The organism is Chitinophaga arvensicola (assembly GCF_900110835.1).
Taxonomy (GTDB): Bacteria; Bacteroidota; Bacteroidia; order Chitinophagales; family Chitinophagaceae; genus Chitinophaga; species Chitinophaga arvensicola.
The window spans coordinates 3,213,882-3,233,341 of the sequence record NZ_FOJG01000002.1 but is presented as its reverse complement, the minus strand read 5'-3'; the positions used below and the strand labels follow the sequence as shown (position 1 = coordinate 3,233,341).

Below are 19,460 nucleotides of genomic sequence, written 5' to 3'. Positions count from 1 at the left end.
TAAGGTATTGATCCCGGCATAACCGGAACAGATGAATACAACACAATAGGGGGCCATCCGCTATGGTAGCAGAAAAGGTGGGCATCTCCCTAAAAAATAATTACAGTAATGACAACGTAAAAAAGTGTGTTGACTCAAAAGGGGGTGAACCGGAAGAGGAAGGAATAGTAGGCTGGCCGGAATGATTGCTGGCGGCCGTACTCGCCGGTTTTATTTTCAGGAATATAGATACCGCTGCCGGTGTAATCTGTGTCCAGGTACACAATGCGGGTAGCAGTACTGACCTGGGGTGCAGTAGCAGAAAGATAGAAGCGCGCTTTGCGGCGGCTTTTGGTGATGTGCCAGGTATCGGTGCTGTCATCATCTGCTTCGAGATGAACGGGGATATTATTGACCAGGCGGAAAAGCCGGTCCTGTTGTATTTTTTGTTGCTGGAGATCTTTCAGCAGTAAATGACGATGTGCTGCAAACGCAGGCACCACGGTAGTTGCCAGCTGTAAACATAACAGCAGGCAGACGAGGGTCCAACGTTTTAATATGTGCGCACGATCATTCATTAAACCGCAAAATTAATAGTTTTTAGTTAATGCGAAGGTTAGTTTATTGTAAAGGAACTATTTTTTGATAACCGGTAAGTGTGTTATAAAATAAACGGCCGTCTCATTTTAGTGAGACAGCCGTTTCCACTCTGCACAGGATTGAATTGTTAACTATTTGATTGCCTGCATGGCAGATTTAGCAGCAGCAATGGTTTCGTCCAGGTCTCCGAGGGTGAGTGTATTACTCATGAACCAGCTTTCGAAGGCGGATGGCGGCAGGTAAATACCCCGATCCAGCATAGCATGGAAGAAACGTTTGAATAATTCGTTGTTGGCAGCGGAGGCAGAAGAAAAATCCACGATCGGATATTCTGTAAAATGTGCGCTCAGCATAGAACCCATCTGGTTAATGCTGTGTACCACACCTGCCGCACCAAAGGCTTCTTTCAGTCCGTTTACCAGGTAGGTTGCTTTTTCCTGCAGCTCCTGGTAAATAACCGGGTGATCGTTGAGTGTTTGCAGTAAGGTATAACCGGCAATCATGGCGATCGGGTTACCGCTTAAAGTGCCTGCCTGGTATACTTTTCCGGCTGGTGCCAGGTTCTCCATAATTTCTTTGGGACCTGCCACCGCACCTACCGGCATTCCTGCACCAATAATTTTACCAAAGGTAACAAGATCTGCCCGGATACCCAGTAATTCCTGTGCGCCACCACGTGCGAGGCGGAAGCCTGTCATTACTTCATCGAAAATAAGCAGGATATTATTTGCATCACAGATCTGGCGTAATCCTTCCAGGAAGCCCGGCTGTGGCAGAATACAACCCATGTTGCCCGCTACCGGTTCTACGATAATGGCAGCAATCTGGTTGATGTTTTCTGCTACAAGTTCTTCTACCGCAGGTAAATTATTATAAGGAGCTGTTAATGTATCATCAGCCACCGCAGCAGTTACGCCGGGGATCGACTGGATACCCAGCGTAGCAACGCCACTACCCGCGCTCACGAGAAACGCATCTGCGTGACCATGGTAGCAGCCTTCAAACTTGATAAACTTATTGCGGCCGGTGTAGCCTCTGGCCAGCCGGATGGCGGTCATACAGGCTTCCGTACCGGAGTTTACCATGCGTATCATATCGATATTAGGCACCATGCCTACGATCAGTTCTGCAATCTTTGTTTCGAGTGCGGTAGGCGCTCCAAAAGATGTGGAGTAAGTGGCATATTCCTGGATGGCTTTTACTACCGGCTCATAAGCATGGCCGAGGATCATAGGGCCCCAGGAGTTGATATAATCAATGTAACGGTTGCCATCTGCATCGTACATGTAGGAGCCTTTGGCGCGTTCCATGAACACCGGTGTGCCGCCTACGCTTTTGAATGCACGTACGGGAGAGTTAACACCGCCGGGAATCACCTGCTTTGCTTTCCCGAATAACATTTCACTTTTGCTGTACATCTTTGGTGGTTTATTATTTTATGCAAGATATGGAATTATGCATTCAGCAGTTTTACCGCGTCTTTTGCAAAGTAAGTAGCGATCAGGTCGGCACCGGCGCGTTTCATGCTGGTCATGCTTTCCAGGATAGCTTTGTTTTCATCGAGCCAGCCTCTTTGTGCAGCTGCTTTGATCATCGCATATTCACCGCTTACATGGTAAGCACTAACTGGAACGGTTACACGATCTTTAATGATGCGCATGATATCGAGATAAGCCATTGCTGGTTTTACCATTACAATGTCGGCTCCTTCTTCAATATCCATCAGTGTTTCCTTGATGGCTTCGCGGGAATTGGCGTAATCCATCTGGTAGGTTTTCTTATCGCCGAAGCCGGGAGCGGAGTCCAGCGCATCACGGAAAGGACCATAAAAGCAGGACGCATATTTAGCACTGTAGGACATGATACCGGTTTTATCGAAACCGTTTGCTTCCAGGATATTGCGGATCGCCAGGATGCGGCCGTCCATCATATCGCTGGGCGCTACGAAATCCGCGCCCGCCTGTGCATGACTGAGACTCATACGGGCCAGTACTTCCACGGTAGGATCGTTCACGATTTCAGTGCCGTCTACAATACCGTCATGACCATAAGAGGAGTAGGGGTCCAGTGCCACATCAGTCATTACCACCATATCCGGTAAGGCGTTTTTAATGCCACGGATGGCGCGTTGCATCAACCCGTTGGGGTTTACTGCTTCTGTGCCTTTATTATCTTTTACACTATCCGGTGCTTTTACAAACAGGAGTACACTTTTAATACCCAGGCTCCAGAGTTCGCGGGCTTCCTGGATAGTAAGGTCCAGGGAGTACCTGAAATAACCTGGCATAGAGCTGATCTCTTCCTTCACATTTTCTCCTTCGGTAACAAATAACGGCGCTATGAAATCGCTTGGTGTTAAAATTGTTTCCGCTACCATTGCGCGAATGGCGGGAGATACTCTTAAGATTCTGTTTCTTCTGATCATCTGTATAAAAATTTTATTGTTTTTATATCCTCTTGCTGCCGGCGATTACTTCACCCACTCTCTTGGTTTCAGGTATTCTTCCAGCTGTGCTTCCGGTGAGCCGGGAGTGGTGTGGAAATCGTATTCCCAACGGGCTACCGGTGGTAAGCTCATTAAGATGGATTCTGTACGGCCATTTGTTTTTAGGCCAAACAGGGTACCTCTGTCGTGCACCAGGTTAAACTCTACATAACGTCCACGTCTATACGCCTGCCAGCTTTGATGTGCTTCGGTATAGGGCAGCTGTTTTGTTTTTTCTACAATCGGCAGGTAAGCTTCGAGGAAGGCTTTACCATTGGCTTTGGAGAAACTGAGTAATGCTTCCGCTGTTCTCTCAGCATTGGGCCGGAGGTAATCGTAGAAGATGCCTCCAATGCCACGTGCTTCGTTGTTACGGTGTTTATTGATGAAGTATTCGTCGCAATGTTTTTTATAGGCCGGGTACAGTGCGGTGCCGAAAGGATCGCAGGCATTTTTGAAGGTACGGTGAAAATGAATACCGTCTGCTTCTTCCAGGTAGTAAGGTGTCAGATCCGCGCCACCGCCAAACCAGCTGTCTTTCAGCGATCCGTCTGCATCATACAGTTCGAAATAGCGGAAATTGGCATGTACGGTAGGCACAAAAGGATTGAGGGGATGAAGTACCAGGGAGATACCGCAGGCCATGAACTGGCTGTTGGTAACGCCAAACTGTTGCGCCATTAATTCCGGAAGTTCGCCATGCACGATAGAAGTGTTGACGCCGCCTTTTTCAAATACGTTTCCACCGGAGATCACACGTGTTTTACCACCGCCGCCACCGGGGCGTTCCCAGCGGTCTTCCCGGAAGGTAGCTTTGCCGTCTGATTGTTCCAGCGCAGCGCAGATCTCATCCTGCAGACCGTGTATGAATGATATGAATTCGTTTTTGATGCTCATGGTCAATTATCCGTGTGCTTTAACTGTTTCCACAAATGCTTTGGCATGATCTACCGGTACATTTGGCAGGATGCCGTGGCCGAGGTTGGCGATGTAACGTTGTCTGCCAAAGCCTTTCAGCATTTCTTTTACTGCCTTCTCGATTTCAGGGATCGGTGCGAGCAGTTTAGCCGGATCAAAGTTACCCTGCAGGGTGATGTTGCTGCCGGCAAACTGGCGGGCCAGTTCCGGTTTAATGCACCAGTCGATACCGAGGCCATGTGCACCGGTAGCCGCCATATCTTCCAGGGCGAACCAGGCGCCTTTGGCAAATACGATAGTGGGGCAAACATCTTTCATGGCCGCTACGATCTGGCGGATATATTGTAAAGAGAATATTTCGAAATCCTGCGGACTGAGTAAACCACCCCATGAGTCAAATACCTGAACGGTATCAGCACCTGCAGCTACCTGTGCTTTCAGGTAAGCGATGGTGGTATCGGTGATCATTTGCAGCAATTGGTGTGCTACAGCAGGTTGCTGGTAGCAGAATGCTTTGGCTTCATCAAAAGTTTTGGAGCCTTTGCCCTGTACCATGTAGCAGAGTAATGTCCAGGGAGCGCCACCAAAGCCGATGAGCGGTACGCGGCCATCCAGTGTTTTTTTGGTGAGTTTTAACGCATCAAATACATAGTGCAGTCTTTCCTGTACATCGGGTACGCATAAACGTTGCAAATCCTGGGCGGTTTTGATAGGCGCCGGTAACAGGGGGCCTACTTTTTCGATGAGCTGTACTTCCATGCCCATAGCCTGTGGTACAACGAGGATGTCGGAAAAAATAATCGCGGCATCTACTCCTACCTGGTCTACCGGCATTACGGTTATTTCTGTTGCCAGTTCCGGATTTTCGCAGCGTTCAAAGAAAGTATATTTATCACGCAGTTTGATATAATCCGGTAAATAGCGACCAGCCTGACGCATCATCCATACTGGTGTGCGGGAAACAGTTTCGCCTTTAAGGGCTTTCAGTAATAAGTCGTTCTTCAAAGCGCTCATTCGTAGCAGTTAATGTTGTTAAAATAAAATATTGCTGTTTGCACCATGTCATCTTCGCTGATGTTGGTGCTCATAATAATTTTGTTTTCAGTATACTCCTTCAGTGCTGCGGCGGTAGTGCTGCCAATGGCGAAGCATACGGTGGCGGCCGGGAGCTGGTTTACAGAGAAGTAGCTTTTTACGGCGCTGGGACTGAAAAAAAGTATCCCGTCGTAGTTGGTGGCAGTAACCACCGGTGCAGGAATATTTTCGTAGATCACAAATTCATTGACGGTGATACCTGCTTCTTTCAGGATATCCGGGAGTTCATTTCTCCGGATATTACCACAGAAAAAATTAACGGCGGTAATATTGCCCAGTGCTGCGATGGTGGTGCCTAACTCACTGCCATAGGGTGATTCCGCGAGAAATTCACCACTTTTAAATAATCTTTGCAGGGCCTTTTTCGTTTTGCCGGAAATACAGCAGATCTTAGGTTTACTGACTACATAAAAAGTATCGTCCTGGTGAATATAGTGCTGCGCCAGCATCTTCACGGCATTGACGCTGGTGAATACGTGCACTGCTTCCGGGCGAAACACGTGAAACAGGTTTTCTTCTCCCATCAGTGCTTCATTGAGCACCAGTTTGATCTGTATAAAGTCTTTTACGTCGATATGAATACCACTTTCACCAGCCACAGCGATGGAGCTGTCTGTCAGATGTCTGGTGCTTAATATGCGGTATTTATCATTTGGCATTTCTGATCTGTGCTACAATTTCAGCGCCACCTTGCGCCATAATATCTTCTGCTGCATCCTGTCCGAGGTGTTGTGCTTTATCTATTGCCACTTCGCGGGCCACGCTGAAAAACTTTGCCCCATCGAGGCTGCAGAGTTCACCGTTGAAGTGGATGGTATTATTTTGTATATAAGCGTAGGCACTGATAGGGGTGGTGCATCCGCCCATCAGGGTACGTAAAAATTCGCGTTCGATATGTGTGGCCAGGGCGGTTTCGGCGTGATTAAAAGCCGCGCATGCGTCGAGGCAAAACTGATCATCTTCGCGGCATACTGCTACTACGGCGCCCTGTGCGGGAGCGGGCAGCATCCAGTCGAGATCAATGGAATTGGCCGGACGAACGTTGATCCGCTCCAGTCCTGCTACGGCGAAGATGGCGCCGTCCCAGTTTTCTTCCGCCAGTTTTTTCAGGCGGGTATTTACATTTCCGCGCAGGTTATGCAACTGGTGCTGCGGATATTTGCGCAGCCACTGGGCTTTGCGGCGTACACTGCTGGTGGCAATGTTGGCTATATAACCGGCATCACTGAGGAAGCTGGTATCGTTTTTATATACGAGCAGATCTTTTACCGGTCCCCGTGGGAGGATGGCGGCGTGTACAATCTGTTTTGGTAATTGTGTGGGAACGTCTTTGAAGGAGTGAACGGCAATGTCTATACGGTTATTGAGCAATGCCAGATCGAGGCTTTTGGTGAAGATGCCCTGTACACCTATTTCATAGAGGGGTGTTACCAGGTCTATATCGCCTTCGCTTTTAATGGGTACCAGTTCGGTGCGGTAGCCTTGTGCGGTGAGCAGATCATTTACCTGGTTTGCCTGCCACAAGGCCAGCTGACTTTCTCTTGTGCCTATCCTGATAACTTTATCCATTTGTTTATTCCTGGTTAACTCCGGTCTCAAAAATATCGTTGATCATGGCGATGTACTGGTCACTTTTATCTGTTTCCTTGCGTACTTTACCAGCCATGAGATTAATCATTTTCTGTATAATGCGGGAGGACACGAGTTCTATGTCTTCCATTTTGTAATGGCCTCCGTTTTTCTGCTGCAGTATTTCGCGGGTATGTATTTCCTGCAGTTTATCTTTTACCGCTTTCAACACAACAGCGTGTTTACGCATTTTATACCAGTAGAGGAATTCCTCCATGTGTTCATCGATAATGGAAATAGCCTTTGGAACTTCGCCCAGCCGGTTTTGCAGGGTTTCGTCCTGTACTTTGGAGAGTTCATCCACGTTCACAAGTGTGATATGTGAAAGTTCGCCTACGGCTGCTTCTACGTTGAATGGAATAGATAAATCAACAATGAGTTTGGGAGAAGCATTGCGCAGGTGATCTGCCAGTACGGTGGGCTGTGGTGCATTGGAAGCAACGAGGATCACATCTGCCGCCTGCATTTCGCTCACCATATTTTCGTAGGGAGCGTATTGCAGTCCGTGCTGGCCGGCAAAATCAGCGGCCACCTGGAGGGTGCGGTTAATGAGGGTTACTTCTTTTACGCCGAGGTATTCGATCATGTTCTTGCAGGTGTTGCGGCCAATTTTGCCTACACCGAGCAATACCACTTTTTTATCTTTGATATCAGGACAGATGCGTTCGAGCATTCTGACAGTGGCGAAAGCCACGGATACAGTGCCTTTGCTGAGTCCTGTTTCTGTTTTGATGAGTTTGGAAACCTGCAACACGCTGTTTACCAGACGTTCCAGGAAACTGCCAAGACATTGACGGGCTTTGGAAAATTTGGTGGCATTACGTATCTGCCCTATGATTTCATAATCGCCGAGGATCTGGGAATCGAGCCCGGTACCTACCTGGTACAGGTGCCTGATGGCCTCTTCTCCTGATTTGATATAGGCTAATTCTTCCAACTGGCTTTTATCGCCGTTTGATTCCCTGCACAGCAAATCGATCAACTGCCCGGGGTTTGCCGCAAATCCGTATACTTCCGTTCTGTTACATGTAGAGAGGACAAAAAGATCATCTAATTGCACCGCCCTGGCATGCTCCAGGAGTTGTTCATACTGAGCCGGATTGATGGCGTATAATCCCCTGATAGCAGCGTCGGTTTTCTTATAGTTGATCCCAACGATATGAAAATTTGCTATTTCTTTTGAATGACTGACCTGCATGTTTTTGTATAAGCTTCCGGTTGCAAAAGTACTTTCATACGTCCCAAACCAATGGGTTTAGCTGTCATTAGTGTGTCATTTCTACTACTGGTAATCATGACGACGAAAAAATGATTTTTATCAGTTTTTGTCTTTACAAAAGAATGACATTGATCGAGCAGAATGCTGAAAGCAAAAGGCAGAAAGCTCCTGCAACGAAGATAACAGCGATTTTTTATAAATCCTATTCGGGCAAAGGCTGCCGTGGAGGTATAAAGCTTTTCGCTTTCACGTTTTTGCTTACTTTTGCACCAATTTAAAAGAAATGGTGTCTAAATCTGATGTTGGAATAGTATTAATGAACCTTGGATCGCCTGATTCTACCGCTGTGCCGGATGTTAAGCGTTATCTGATAGAGTTCCTGATGGACAAGCGTGTGATTGATTATCCCTGGTTGTTCCGTAAGATCTTAATCGAAGGTATCATTGTACCTAAGCGTGCAGCACAATCTGCGCGGGCTTATGAATCTATCTGGTGGGAAGAAGGATCGCCATTGGTGGCGCTCACAAAGCAACTGCAGATGGCGGTGCAGAACGATATGGAGATTCCGGTGGAGATAGCCATGCGCTATGGAAATCCGCATCCGGAAGTCGCCTATGAGAATCTGCTCAAACAGAATCCTGATCTGAAAGAAGTAGTGGTACTGCCATTATATCCGCATTATGCCATGTCTTCCTACGAAACAGCCGCAGAGTATGCGAAAGAAGTTTACAGGAAAAAGAAATATAAATTCAAGTTATCGATCGTTCCTCCGTTTTATGATGAGCCGGATTATATCCATGCACTGGCGGAGAGCATGCGTCCATACCTGGCGCAGGACTACGATTACGTGTTATTCAGTTATCATGGTTTGCCGGAAAGACATATGCGTAAAGCAGATCCCACCGGCGCCCATTGCATGAAAGTGAATGACTGCTGTCATGTGAAATCCGCTTCACATGAGTTTTGTTACCGGCACCAGATCACCATTACTTCAGAGCTGGTAGCAGAAAAACTGGGATTGCCCAAAGAAAAATGGGGCATCTCTTTCCAGTCGAGGCTCGGCCGTGAAGAATGGTTAAAGCCTTATACGGCTGGTTTGCTGGAAACGTTGCCTGCCGAAGGGAAGAAAAAATTACTGATCGTTTGTCCTGCTTTCGTATCAGACTGTCTGGAAACACTGGAAGAGATAGCCGTAGAAGGGAAGCATTCCTTCCTTAACAGCGGTGGAGAAACCTTTACGATGATTCCTTGTCTGAATATACATCCGCTGTGGGTAAAAGCCGTGGTGAAATATTGCACCCAGCTGATGGCTACTGAGACCGTTTAAATCTTTCCTATGTCTGATCAACCTGTATTGATTATCGGCGCCGGCTTATCAGGGCTGAGTATTGCATATGAATTACAGAAACTGCAGGTGCCTTACCAGGTACTTGAGGTTTCGGATCATAGCGGTGGTGTCATGAAATCTATACGGGAAAACGGTTTCGAACTCGATGCCGGTGCGAACACCATAGCAGCATCTCCCGAATTATTACAATACTTCCAGGAACTGGGGCTTGAAAATGAGATCCTGCAGGCCAGTGCCGCCAGTAAAAACCGTTTCCTGGTAAGAAGGAAACAGTTACACGCGGTATCGCCACATCCATTCAAGATTATGGGCTCTCCTTATCTGAGCCGCAGCAGCAAATGGCGGCTGTTTACGGAGCGTTTCCGGAAAGCCTTGCCAGCAGCGGAAGAAGAGAGTGTAACGACCTTTGTTACCCGCAGATTTAATAAAGAGATTGCAGAATATGTATTTGATCCGGTGTTATCAGGCATCTACGCCGGTAACCCGGACCTGATGAGTGTGGGAGAAGTATTACCTGCATTGCCCCGGTGGGAGCGGGAATACGGTAGTGTGACCAAAGGGCTGATGAAAGATAAAGGCGCTATGGGCGGCCGTAAAATTATCAGCTTCAAGGGCGGCAACCAGCAACTTACCAACCGTTTGCAGCAATTACTGACCACACCGGTCCGTTTCAATTGTAAGGTCACCGGTATTACTGCCAGCAATGGTAATTATATCGTGAGTGTTATTGAAAACGGGCTATCTGAGCGTTTCACTGCGTCTAAAGTAATACTGACGAGTCCAGCCTACTGCACCGCAGAAATTATTACCACACTGGATACGGCTACAGCAGCGATGCTGAACAACATTCATTATCCCCGGATGGGTGTACTGCATCTGGGTTTTGATGCCGCTGCGCTGCCACAGCCACTGGATGGTTTCGGTTTCCTGGTGCCCAACGCAGAGAAGATGCATTTCCTGGGGGCAATCTGCAACTCCGCTATCTTCCCGGAAAAGGCGCCGGCAGGAAAGATCCTGTTTACTGTATTTGTGGGAGGAGCAAGACAGGAACGGTTGTTTGATGAAATGAGTGAGGAAACCCTGCAACAGCAGGTGGTTTCAGAAGTACGTTCCTTGTTGAATTTGTCTGCACCACCGGTGATGCAGCGGTTTAGCACCTGGCCCAAAGCGATCCCGCAATTGAATGTGGGACATATCAGGTTGCGGAGTGCGGTGGCTGATTTTGAAAAAAAATATCCCGGTATCCATATCAGCGGGAATTACCTGCAAGGCGTAGCCATCCCGGCTTTACTGCAACATGCTGCTACATTGGCGGCTTCCCTGAAGAAAAATTAAACAGAAAAATAGTTCGTTGTTGCCGTTTTTTCTTTAAATTCCATTATAAATTTCCACCAGATGATTGCAGGAATTTTAAAAGAAAAAAACGGCGAAACCAGGGTGTCTCTTGTCCCTGAAGTAGTAAAGCAACTGCAGCAAATGTCGGTAACCGTGTGGGTGGAGCAGGGAGCCGGCGACAACGCCTTCTATAACGACGACGCCTATGTGCAGGCAGGTGCACAGGTGAAAACAGCAGCAGAAATTCTTGCAGGAGCAGATATGATCCTCACGCTGCAGCCTCCTTCCCCTGAACTGACTGCACAGATTCCCTCCGGAAAAATCATAGCCGGTATTTTACAGCCGCTTTACCGCGTACATGAAGTGGAAGACTGGGCCGCCAAAAATATTACCGCTTTCAGTTTAGATACGATTCCGCGTACCACGCGTGCACAAACGATGGATGTGCTGAGTTCGCAGGCCAATATCGCCGGTTACAAAGCGGTATTGCTGGCAGCGTATAGTTATTCCCGTTATTTCCCCATGTTTATGACGGCTGCCGGTAGCATTGCACCGGCAAAAGTATTGATACTGGGAGCCGGTGTAGCGGGTTTACAGGCCATAGCTACTGCCCGCCGTCTTGGTGCAGTGGTAGAAGTATTTGATACCCGTCCTGCTGTGAAAGAAGAAGTGATGAGCCTGGGCGCCAAATTCGTGGAAGTGGAAGGCGCTGCCGATGCTTCTGCCGCAGGCGGTTATGCGGTGGAGCAAAGCGAAACCTACAAGCAGCAACAGCAACAACGGATTGCAGAAAGTATTGCCAAAGCAGACATTGTGATCACCACCGCACAGATCCCGGGCAAAGCTGCGCCGGTGCTGGTGAGCAACGATATGCTGGACCGGATGCGTTCCGGCGCCGTAATTGTAGACATCGCAGCTGCAACCGGTGGAAATACCAGTGCCACAAAGAATAATGAAACCGTGCATTATAAAGGGGTTACGATTATCGGTAACTCTAACCTGCCCGCCACCATGCCCGCAGATGCCAGCAAATTATACGCAAAAAACCTCTTCAATTTTCTGAAACTGATACTTACGAAAGAAGGGGGCCTGCACCTGAATTTTGAAGATGATATTGTGAAGGGCGCCTGTATTACCCACAACGGCGAAATTGTGAATGATCGTGTGAAGGGTATGATGCAGCCTGCGTAGTTCTTATGACCGAAAAATACCCGTCTGACATGGAATATATCTTATCATTTCTTCACCAGCATATCGATCTTATCTACATCGTTATCCTGTCGGTTTTTTTAGGGATCGAAGTTATTTCAAGGGTACCATCGGTATTGCATACACCCCTGATGAGCGGCGCCAATGCCATTCATGGCGTGGTGATCATCGGCGCTATCATTGTGATGGGGAAAGCGGAAGCAGATAATTATCTGGCGCTGATCATCGGCTTCCTGGCGGTGATCCTGGGTACGATCAATGTGGTGGGTGGTTTTGTGGTGACCGACCGTATGCTGGAAATGTTCAAAGGAAAAAAGAAATAGGGAGTGAAGCGGTTCACCGTAAAGGTGAATGGCAGGCAACTATCAGCTAACGGCTAAAAGCATAATACTTATGGGATCCAGCATTTTATCAATTATCTACCTGATTGGCTCTGTTACTTTTATCCTCGGACTAAAAATGTTGAGCAAACCGGATACTGCCCGCAAAGGCAATCTGGTAGCGGCTGCCGGAATGTCGCTGGCCATCCTGGGCACTATCTTTCTCTACCGGGTAAATGATGCTCCCCTGCATAATTATGGCTGGATCTTCGCGGGATTAGCGATTGGTGGTGTGATTGGCGTATTGTCAGCGAAGAAAGTGAAGATGACCGCCATGCCTGAAATGGTGAGTATGTTCAATGGAATGGGAGGCGCTTGTGCGGCATTGATTTCCATCGTGGAATTTGATCATATTATCAAGCTGATAAAAAATCTCTATGCACCGGTCACAGATGATCACCTGGTGTTGCAATTACTGGAAACGACGGCATCCAGAGGAATCGTGGTGATTATTCTGCTCAGCCTGATCATTGGCGCGGTTTCCTGCGCTGGTAGTATCATCGCGTGGGGAAAACTGACCGGGAAAGTCAAGGATTTTTCTTTCGGTGGTCAGCATTTTCTCAATCTCGGCGTGCTGGCGTTATTGATAGGATTGTCGGTATGGCTGACAGTCATTTTTCCCACGGCTCCTGCTACGGGATCCATTATTTTCTACGTGATCTTTCTGCTGGCGTTGTTCTATGGTGTATTGTTCGTGTTGCCTATTGGTGGTGCGGATATGCCGGTCGTAATTTCACTGCTCAATTCCTTTACAGGTGTAGCCGCTGCCTGTGGCGGTTTTTTATACAGCAACCCGGTGATGCTCACGGGTGGTATCCTGGTAGGTTCTGCCGGTACTATTCTTACGATCCTGATGTGCAAGGCCATGAACCGTTCCCTGAAAAATGTGCTGATAGGCTCATTTGGAGGTGGTGCTACAGGCGCTGCGGCGGCAGGAAAAGAACAGGGAAGTTACAAGGAAATCAGTCTGAATGATGCCGCAGTGGTGCTGGCCTACGCGAATAAAGTGATTATTGTGCCGGGATACGGATTGGCGGTAGCTCAGGCGCAGCATGCGTGTCATGAGTTGGAGAAGCAACTGGAAGACAAGGGGGTGGAAGTGAAATATGCGATCCATCCGGTGGCCGGCCGTATGCCTGGTCATATGAATGTGTTGCTGGCGGAAGCAGATGTACCTTATGAAAAGTTATTGGAAATGGAAGATGCCAACGCCGAATTTCCCACTACAGATGCGGTGCTGATCCTCGGTGCCAATGATGTGGTGAATCCTGCGGCTAAGAATGATCCTGCCAGTCCTATTTACGGAATGCCTATACTCGAAGTGGAGAATGCGAAAGTAGTGATAGTGAATAAACGCAGCATGAAACCGGGATATGCCGGTATTGAAAACGATCTCTTTTTTCAACCCAAAACCTCCATGTTGTTCGGCGATGCAAAAAAAGTGTTGCAAGACCTGCTGGGAGCCATTAAGGAGGTGTAATTATTTCCCGGAAAACGATCGTAAAAGGTGATTCTGAAAACGCAAAAATCCATTATTTTTGCGGAAAATTTTTCCTTTGTCCAGTCACTTACCAGCAGCGCTACTAGATTCGTTAGCGGGACTTCCGGGTTATCACCGGGACACATTCGAGCGGGTACACGCCGCCGCCGAAAAAATTACTTCACTCAGATTGAATCCCAATAAAGTAACAACGCCTGAGCGCACTGCCGCTGTGTTGCAGGCTTTATCGCCCAACGGTGCTACTGCCGTGCCCTGGAGCAGTACGGGATACTATTTGCCGGAGCGGCCTTCTTTTACTTTTGATCCTTATTTTCATGCGGGCGCTTACTATGTGCAGGAAGCTTCGTCGATGTTCCTGGAGCAGGCGGTACGGGCAACGGTAGATCTGACGCAACCCCTGAAAGTATTGGATCTGTGCGCGGCGCCAGGCGGTAAATCCACCCTGCTGCAATCATTGATCAGCCGGGAAAGCTTACTGGTAGCCAATGAAGTGATCAAGCCCCGTGCGGCTCTGCTGGCAGATAATATCATCAAATGGGGCGCGGCGAATGTGGTAGTAAGCAATAATGATCCCCGCGATTTCTCCCGGCTGCCGGGTTATTTCGACCTGGTAGTAGTGGATGCACCCTGTTCCGGTTCCGGTTTATTCCGGCGCGATCCGGAACTGGTGGAGGAGTGGTCGCCGGAAAATGTAACCCTGTGTAGTCAGCGTCAGCAGCGGATTATGGCGGATGTATTGCCTTCGGTAAAAGAAGGTGGTGTAGTGATTTATTCCACCTGTTCTTTCTCTGCGGAAGAAGATGAACAGATCCTGGATTGGCTGGCAGATCATTTTGAACTGGAAAGTATCCCGGTTCCACTGGAAGCATCCTGGAATATAGTGACTACGGTAACGGGCAAACGAAATTGTACGGGCTACCGTTTTTACCCCGACCAACTGAAGGGGGAAGGATTTTTTATAGCAGCATTCCGCAAGCGCAGCGGGGAAGCGCCCCGCAAACCCAAACAGCATAAATCGATGGTACTTTCACCGAAGCAGCAACAAGTGGTATCGCCCTGGCTGAATATGCCGGCAGATTACCAGTATTTCCTGCACCAGGAAGAAGTATTGTTACTGCCGCCATTGCTGGCAGCAGAAATACCATTGTTACAGCAACAATTGTATATTCGCAAGGCGGGCGTGAAAGCAGGACATCCGGGAGCAAAGGAGTTGATTCCGGATCATCAGCTGGCTGCCAGCACATTAATATCCGACGAAATTCCTGCGGTAGCGCTGGACCTGAAACAGGCGTTACAATACCTGCGGAAGGAAGATCCGGGCATCAGTACACGGGTACGTGGATGGTCACTGGTAACCTACGGCGGGATGAACCTGGGGTGGGCGAAATTTTTGCCCAACCGCATGAACAACTACTACCCGAAAGAACTGCGCATCCTGAAAGAAATTACAGGCTTGTAAAGGAAAAGAGATACCAACTTTGAAACACACTGCCAACGGGTATTTTGGGAATGAGCAGGCGGCATAGACAATATGCCTGCTGTCACAACAAAAAACTGATTTCTCCGTTAGGGTATTAAATAATTTTGTCAATTTTAACGCATATATTCGTTGCCCGAAATAGCAGATAAAAATTTTAGATATTTTGATGCTGTCATATCGAATTAATACATTTTCCGGTCATGGTCATTCAACGGAAAAAAGCAGTAGTCAGAACATCCATCATAAACAGAGTTAGTATGATAAAATCGATTCTATCAATCGTCTTGTTTGGTTCGAGTGCAGTGGCGGTACAGGCGCAGGACACGCTGGAGGTACAAGGTACTTCGCCCGCTCTCTACATATCCCATGTTGTTAAGAAAGGAGAAAATTTTTATAGCCTCAGCCGTGCGTACGGACTGCCGCCAAAAGAAATTGCAGCTGCGAATAAAGTGAGCATGGATCAGGGTTTACAGCTGGGACATAAGCTGCATATTCCACTTACGGCTGCCAACTTTTCCCAGAAGGCCGATGCTGCCGGCAAACCGGTATATCACCGTGTATCTGAGAAAGAAACATTGTATCGTGTAAGTGTGAACTACAATAAAGTGCCGCTGGATAATATCCGCCAGTGGAATAGTTTTTCGGGAGATGGCCTGAAAAAAGACAGTTACGTGATCATCGGTTTCGTAAAAGCCGCCGGTGCTGCTGGTGAAGCGGCTCCACGTCCGGAGAAAGTAAAGGAGAAAGCCGAACCGGTTGTAACAGCTACGCCGCCACCACCGCCGCCTCCGGTTAAAGAAACTGCCAAAGAACCGGAATCACGTCCGGTAACAGAGGTGGTTGATGCACCTGCTCCTCCGGCGCCAGTTAAATCCACACCTGTGAGCAGCAGTACTGATTTTGAACAATTGTATGGTCAGCAGACCAACAACGGTAAAAAGGCAACCTCTGAAAAAGGTCCTGGTACCTGGTTCAAGAGCAATGCGGTGGGTAAATACTATGCCCTGCACAACACGGCCCCGCGTGGTACCATCATCAAGGTCACCAACCCGCTGAACGGTAAAGCGGTATATGCGAAAGTGCTGGATGTGATACCACAGATGAAATCCAATGCAGGGCTGATCATCAAGCTGAGCGACAGCGCCATGCAGGCATTGGGTAGCAATGAAACGAAGTTCTATTGCGAACTGAGTTACGAAGATTAATTACGTTATTGCAGCCGATAAAAAATCCGGGGAGATGAAAGCAGCCATGTTGCTTTCATCTCCCCGGAATCATTTTAAGACGATAGTAGTTACACGAAACGATAGCCCCGCAGGAATGCTTCCACATCCATTCTCTTCTTGCCTTCCAGCTGAATTTCATCCAGGTAGAGATAACCATCCGCTGCGGCTATTTTAATATAAGTTTTCTGATCGGTATCAAAGTCGCCCGGCGCTTTGGAAGGCGTGGTATGTTCTTTACGGGCTTTGTATATTTTCAGTGTTTTTCCCTGGAAAACAGTCCATGCGGCAGGGTAAGGACTTAGTCCACGTACCAGGTTGTAGATACTGTCCAGCGGCTGCTGCCAGTTGATCTGACAGGTTTCCTTAAATATTTTAGGTGCATGTTTGATATCTGCTGCGGGAATATTCGCCTGAGGTGTTCCCTTTACATTCCCTGCAGCGATGGCCTGTACGGTTTTCAGCAGTAATCCTGCTCCTGTTTGCATGAGGGCGTCGTGTAGTTCTCCGGCAGTTTCATCTTCCCGGATCGTTACTTTGTCGCTGAACAGGATATCACCGGTATCTATTTCATGTTGTAATTTGAAGGTGGTGACGCCGGATTCCTTTTCTCCGTTGATGATTGCCCAGTTGATAGGGGCAGCGCCCCGGTAATTGGGTAACAGGGAAGCATGTACGTTGATGGTACCTTCCGGTGGCATATTCCACACTATTTCCGGCAGCATGCGGAAGGCTACCACTACCTGCAGGTCGGCCTTTAACGCCTGTAATGCAGCAATGAAACCGGGGTTTTTCAGTTTCTCCGGTTGTAATACAGGTATGCCTTTGCTCACAGCGTATTGTTTCACTGCACTTTCCTGCAGCTGTAAACCGCGACCGGCGGGCTTATCAGGCGCTGTGATCACACCCACTACATTAAAACCGTTTTGTACCAATATATCCAGGGACGCCACTGCGAAATCGGGTGTGCCCATAAAGACAATGCGAAGATCTTTACTCATAGGATGCAAAAATAACGTCTTTCGGGGATTTTAGCGACGGGATCGTTGAAGGCGATCCCGCCGCAACAGAAGATATTCTTTGGCGGGATGCTGCGATTAATACAGCAGGTATTTTGCACGTACTACTTTAAACTTTGCCAGTCCGGGTTCCCAGCTTTTACGGATCTCTGCTTCAGAGAGGCCTTTTACAATCTGTTGTTGCAGGATATTATTCCCGGCTACTTTACTGAAGAAGGGAATGAAGAATTTTGATTTATCCGGGAACAGGCGATAGGCGTCGATCAACCATTTCAGTTCAATTTTTCTGCCTTCATGCGGTGTGGCTTCCCATGCGTTGCTGAGGTCGTAGCCATAACACAGCTGGTCTTTCAGCACCGGCGTAGGATTGATAGCGCTGGCGCGTGGTGTGAAAGAGTAGCCTGTTTTCGGAAACAGGGGAGAGCCATATACCTGGAAAGGCTTGTCGGTGCCGCGTCCCAGGCTGAGCACTGTACCTTCAAAAAAGCAGAGGGAAGAGTACAGGTTGATGGCTGCCATATTAGGCAGATTGGGAGAGGGCTTGATGGGGACGCGATAGAACGTTTTGTGACTATAGTTTTCGCAGGGTATTACCTTGATTTCGCATTGCACGCCTTTGGAGAGCATGCGTTCTCCGTTGAGCATCCGGGCGTATTCCCCTACGGTCATGCCATGAACGATCGGAATGGGCTGCATGCCAATAAAGGAGCGGTAGGTAGTATCGAGGATGGGGCCGTCAACATAATCGCCGTTGGGATTGGGGCGATCGAGGATGACCAGTGTTTTCTTATTTTCGGCGGCTGCTTCCATCAGTTCCTGCAGGGAGGAAATGTAGGTAAAGAAGCGGGTGCCAACATCCTGGATATCAAACAGAATGATATCTACATCTTTGAGATCGGCTGCGGTAGCTTTGCGGTGCTGGCCATACAGTGATACAATGGGAACGCCGGTAGCAGAATCGATGCCATTGGCTACTTTCTCGCCGTGTCCTGCATTGCCGCGAAAGCCGTGTTCCGGGCTGAAGATCTTCTGGATTTTTACGTGCAGTTTCAGCAGGGAGTCTACCAGGTGTGTCTGGTCGATGGTAGCGGTCTGGTTCACCATCATGGCCACCCGTTTGTTTTTCAGGAGTGGCAGGTAACGCGCGGTTTGTGTGGCGCCAGGTAATACATGGTCCGCATATTGCGCGGAAGTTTCATAAAAGCATCCTGCAAGGAGGAGGCAGATAAGGAGCATACGGTTCATACCGTTAAGATAATACAAAGGTTGATGACTGTATCAAAAAGCGCGGATTATGGCTGCTTTTTGTATCTTGCGCGTAATTATTAACACTAAACAAATAATTTTTATGCAAACTGTTAAAAACGGGGATACAGTGAAGGTGCATTACCATGGCCGTTTAACGAACGGAACTACTTTTGATTCTTCCGAAGGTAGAGCTCCGCTCGAATTCAAGGTAGGTGCCGGTATGGTTATCAAAGGTTTTGAGAATGGTGTGCTGGACATGAAAGTTGGCGACAAGAAAACCATTCATATCCCTGTTGATCAGGCATATGGTCCCAAAAGTGATGAAATGATCATGGATTTTCCAAAAGAAAATATCCCGGCAGATCTGAATCCTGAAGTAGGTATGGAATTGCAGATGAGCAACCCTCAGGGCCAGGTATTCCAGGTAAAAGTAGCAGCTATCGGTGACGAATTTATCACCCTGGATGCTAACCACGCACTGGCTGGCGAAGATCTGGTATTTGACCTCGAACTGGTTGAAATCGCATAATATTCGGATTTTTTTAAAAGACGGATGCCGGAATTTAATTCCTGCATCCGTTTTTTTATGCGGGTGTTTCTTGCTGGAAAGCGGTTTTCATATCGCGTAGACAATCTGCACAGAGGCATCCATGATATTGCTGCTGGATGAAATACCGTTCTTCTTCCGACAGCACCACATCCTGGCATTGACAGCGCAGAATGGTGCCTACCCGGCATTCAAAGGTGCGATCGCACCGAGGACAAGTTACGGTTTCATGACAGGCCATCCAT

At 48.1% G+C, this 19,460-nt stretch carries 19 protein-coding genes; 8 read left to right on the top strand and 11 right to left on the bottom strand.

The genetic code is table 11. The annotated features are described in order from the left end of the window. Positions 1-134 precede the first annotated feature (134 nt). The 8 genes from BMW79_RS30045 to hemA form a co-directional block, all read right to left on the bottom strand. A complete protein-coding gene (locus BMW79_RS30045; protein WP_089902211.1) occupies positions 135-557 on the bottom strand; it encodes a hypothetical protein in 423 nt (140 codons plus the stop codon). Between the two features lie 153 nt (positions 558-710). Beyond that, complete coding sequence (gene hemL / locus BMW79_RS30040) at positions 711-1,997, bottom strand: glutamate-1-semialdehyde 2,1-aminomutase (protein WP_089902208.1); 1,287 nt, start codon at positions 1,995-1,997, stop codon at positions 711-713. Positions 1,998-2,032: 35 nt separating this feature from the next. Then, positions 2,033-3,004 (bottom strand): porphobilinogen synthase, encoded by a 972-nt coding sequence (gene hemB / locus BMW79_RS30035; RefSeq protein WP_262487510.1) that lies wholly within the window; start codon positions 3,002-3,004, stop codon positions 2,033-2,035. A 45-nt stretch (positions 3,005-3,049) separates the two neighbouring features. Continuing rightward, complete coding sequence (hemF, locus tag BMW79_RS30030; protein WP_089902201.1) at positions 3,050-3,961, bottom strand: oxygen-dependent coproporphyrinogen oxidase; 912 nt, start codon at positions 3,959-3,961, stop codon at positions 3,050-3,052. Positions 3,962-3,967: 6 nt separating this feature from the next. Then, the gene (hemE, locus tag BMW79_RS30025) at positions 3,968-4,996 is read right to left on the bottom strand and encodes a uroporphyrinogen decarboxylase (protein ID WP_089902198.1); all 1,029 of its coding nucleotides are present in this window, start codon (positions 4,994-4,996) and stop codon (positions 3,968-3,970) included. After that, the gene (locus BMW79_RS30020) at positions 4,993-5,736 is read right to left on the bottom strand and encodes a uroporphyrinogen-III synthase (protein ID WP_089902195.1); all 744 of its coding nucleotides are present in this window, start codon (positions 5,734-5,736) and stop codon (positions 4,993-4,995) included. The genes hemE and BMW79_RS30020 overlap by 4 nt, the downstream gene beginning before the upstream one ends. Next, positions 5,726-6,646 carry a hydroxymethylbilane synthase gene (hemC, locus tag BMW79_RS30015; protein ID WP_089902192.1) on the bottom strand — a complete coding sequence of 307 codons (921 nt, stop codon included), beginning with the start codon at positions 6,644-6,646 and terminating at the stop codon, positions 5,726-5,728. Before hemC ends, BMW79_RS30020 begins: the two co-directional genes overlap by 11 nt. A 4-nt stretch (positions 6,647-6,650) precedes the next feature. Continuing rightward, complete coding sequence (hemA, locus tag BMW79_RS30010; RefSeq protein ID WP_089902189.1) at positions 6,651-7,904, bottom strand: glutamyl-tRNA reductase; 1,254 nt, start codon at positions 7,902-7,904, stop codon at positions 6,651-6,653. Positions 7,905-8,208: 304 nt separating this feature from the next. On the opposite strand from hemA, the gene hemH reads away from it, so the two are divergent. The 7 genes from hemH (at position 8,209) to BMW79_RS29975 (ending at position 16,383) form a co-directional block, all read left to right on the top strand. Then, positions 8,209-9,252: a ferrochelatase gene (gene hemH, locus BMW79_RS30005; protein ID WP_089902186.1), complete on the top strand. Its 1,044-nt coding sequence runs from the start codon at positions 8,209-8,211 to the stop codon at positions 9,250-9,252. Between the two features lie 9 nt (positions 9,253-9,261). Then, positions 9,262-10,608, top strand: coding sequence for a protoporphyrinogen oxidase (gene hemG, locus BMW79_RS30000; RefSeq protein ID WP_089902182.1), 1,347 nt, complete (start codon positions 9,262-9,264; stop codon positions 10,606-10,608). 60 nt (positions 10,609-10,668) lie between these two features. Further along, on the top strand, positions 10,669-11,799 hold the full coding sequence (locus BMW79_RS29995) for a Re/Si-specific NAD(P)(+) transhydrogenase subunit alpha (protein WP_089902179.1): 1,131 nt from the start codon (positions 10,669-10,671) through the stop codon (positions 11,797-11,799). A gap of 29 nt (positions 11,800-11,828) precedes the next feature. Further along, the gene (locus tag BMW79_RS29990; RefSeq protein WP_089902176.1) at positions 11,829-12,140 is read left to right on the top strand and encodes an NAD(P) transhydrogenase subunit alpha; all 312 of its coding nucleotides are present in this window, start codon (positions 11,829-11,831) and stop codon (positions 12,138-12,140) included. A 70-nt stretch (positions 12,141-12,210) separates the two neighbouring features. After that, positions 12,211-13,677 (top strand): NAD(P)(+) transhydrogenase (Re/Si-specific) subunit beta, encoded by a 1,467-nt coding sequence (locus BMW79_RS29985; RefSeq protein WP_089902173.1) that lies wholly within the window; start codon positions 12,211-12,213, stop codon positions 13,675-13,677. A gap of 58 nt (positions 13,678-13,735) precedes the next feature. Beyond that, positions 13,736-15,157 carry a methyltransferase RsmF C-terminal domain-like protein gene (locus BMW79_RS29980; RefSeq protein ID WP_245752730.1) on the top strand — a complete coding sequence of 474 codons (1,422 nt, stop codon included), beginning with the start codon at positions 13,736-13,738 and terminating at the stop codon, positions 15,155-15,157. A 278-nt stretch (positions 15,158-15,435) separates the two neighbouring features. Next, the gene (locus tag BMW79_RS29975) at positions 15,436-16,383 is read left to right on the top strand and encodes a LysM peptidoglycan-binding domain-containing protein (RefSeq protein ID WP_177192390.1); all 948 of its coding nucleotides are present in this window, start codon (positions 15,436-15,438) and stop codon (positions 16,381-16,383) included. A gap of 89 nt (positions 16,384-16,472) precedes the next feature. Here the strand turns inward: BMW79_RS29975 and fmt are convergent, their stop codons facing one another. Continuing rightward, the gene (gene fmt / locus BMW79_RS29970) at positions 16,473-17,402 is read right to left on the bottom strand and encodes a methionyl-tRNA formyltransferase (protein WP_245752728.1); all 930 of its coding nucleotides are present in this window, start codon (positions 17,400-17,402) and stop codon (positions 16,473-16,475) included. A gap of 96 nt (positions 17,403-17,498) precedes the next feature. Beyond that, positions 17,499-18,665 carry an exo-beta-N-acetylmuramidase NamZ family protein gene (locus BMW79_RS29965; RefSeq protein WP_089902163.1) on the bottom strand — a complete coding sequence of 389 codons (1,167 nt, stop codon included), beginning with the start codon at positions 18,663-18,665 and terminating at the stop codon, positions 17,499-17,501. Between the two features lie 103 nt (positions 18,666-18,768). On the opposite strand from BMW79_RS29965, the gene BMW79_RS29960 reads away from it, so the two are divergent. After that, complete coding sequence (locus BMW79_RS29960) at positions 18,769-19,197, top strand: FKBP-type peptidyl-prolyl cis-trans isomerase (protein WP_089904439.1); 429 nt, start codon at positions 18,769-18,771, stop codon at positions 19,195-19,197. Positions 19,198-19,252: 55 nt separating this feature from the next. Here the strand turns inward: BMW79_RS29960 and BMW79_RS29955 are convergent, their stop codons facing one another. Further along, positions 19,253-19,456, bottom strand: coding sequence for a cysteine-rich CWC family protein (locus BMW79_RS29955; protein ID WP_089902160.1), 204 nt, complete (start codon positions 19,454-19,456; stop codon positions 19,253-19,255). Positions 19,457-19,460 lie beyond the last annotated feature (4 nt).